Here is a 1,199-nt window from a genome sequence, read left to right as displayed (position 1 = left end):
CGCGCGTCGTCGAGCCTGGCCTGAGTGCCGTAGGCGGGTTCACCGTTGACGTTGAGCAGCAGTGGATACACCCCGGGATCGGTGAGCCCGAGCGATGCCTCCGAGCCCGCGCGCAGCGCGATGCTCACCGAGAACTGTTTGCGCTGACCGGGACTCAACTGCGTTGCCACGTCCTGGAACGGGCCGGTCACCTCGTAATTCGCCTGGTCCAGCCGCAGCGAACTGCGCAACCCGCTCGGCGAATCCACCGCGGCGGCTCGCTGGACCCGCACGCTCACATCGTCGACGACCCGGTCGCCGATATTGGTGACGGTGCCCGAGATGGTCAGCTTCGGATCGCTGCCGGTGGTGACCGTGCCCGGCGCCACCGCGTCCAGGGTCAGTTTGAGAAACTTCGGCGTTCCCGACTCGTCCGTTTGAGCGTGCGCGACCGCGGGCAGCAGCGTCATCGAACCCAGGATGGTCAGGACCGCCGTGATCAGCCGGATCAGTCCACCCGTCATCGCTTGCCGGTCTCCATCCGGTCGATCAATCGGTTCGCCACTTCGGCCAACCGCCGTTCGTCGGCGTAGGCCAAACGGGAATCCAACTCGCTCAACGGAACCCACGCAACCTGGGTCACTTCGATGTCGGCATCGGACAGCTCACCGCCCAGACACCGCAGCAGGAAATGGTGCACGGTCTTGTGTACCCGTCTGCCCTCGGTGACGAACCAGTAATCGATGCTACCGAGTTCGGCGACCACTTCCCCGTCGATCCCGGTTTCCTCGGCGACTTCGCGGATCGCGGTCTGCTCGGAGGTCTCGCCCTCTTCGATATGTCCTTTCGGCAGCGACCACAACAGCCGTCCGCGCCGGTCGGTGCGGCCGATCAGCGCGGCGGTGCGCTGTTCCGCGGGGCCGTCGAGGCCTTCGACGACCAGGCCACCCGCCGAGGTTTCCCGGACGGTGCGCATGCGGGGTTTGCCGGCGTTGTTCGCCGAACCGCGCCGCCGCGGCTGGCGGCGTCGACTGTTCGCGCGATCGGCCGGAGGAGACACTCAGCCAGCTTAGCTGGGTTGCCGGCTGCTTCGGGCGCGCGGGGAATCGATTCGACGGCGCCAGTAAAGTGCTTGTTTGTGGTTTCTCCTGACGTTGTCCCTGATGCTGTGGCGGATCGTCGTGCTCGCCTGCTTGCGGGGGCGGCGGTGACTTTGGGGC

At 66.6% G+C, this 1,199-nt stretch carries 1 protein-coding gene and 1 pseudogene; both read right to left on the bottom strand.

The genetic code is table 11. The annotated features are described in order from the left end of the window. Positions 1 to 503: pseudogene (locus tag AB0F44_RS30165) on the bottom strand (hypothetical protein); the annotation flags it as partial. Then, positions 500 to 1,039, bottom strand: a complete 540-nt coding sequence (locus tag AB0F44_RS30160; RefSeq protein WP_357361050.1) for an NUDIX hydrolase — start codon at positions 1,037 to 1,039, stop codon at positions 500 to 502. The pseudogene AB0F44_RS30165 and the gene AB0F44_RS30160, both read right to left, overlap by 4 nt. Positions 1,040 to 1,199 lie beyond the last annotated feature (160 nt).

The organism is Nocardioides sp. NPDC023903 (assembly GCF_040639295.1).
Lineage (GTDB): Bacteria > Actinomycetota > Actinomycetes > Propionibacteriales > Nocardioidaceae > Nocardioides.
This window is presented reverse-complemented; position numbering and strand designations above follow the sequence as displayed.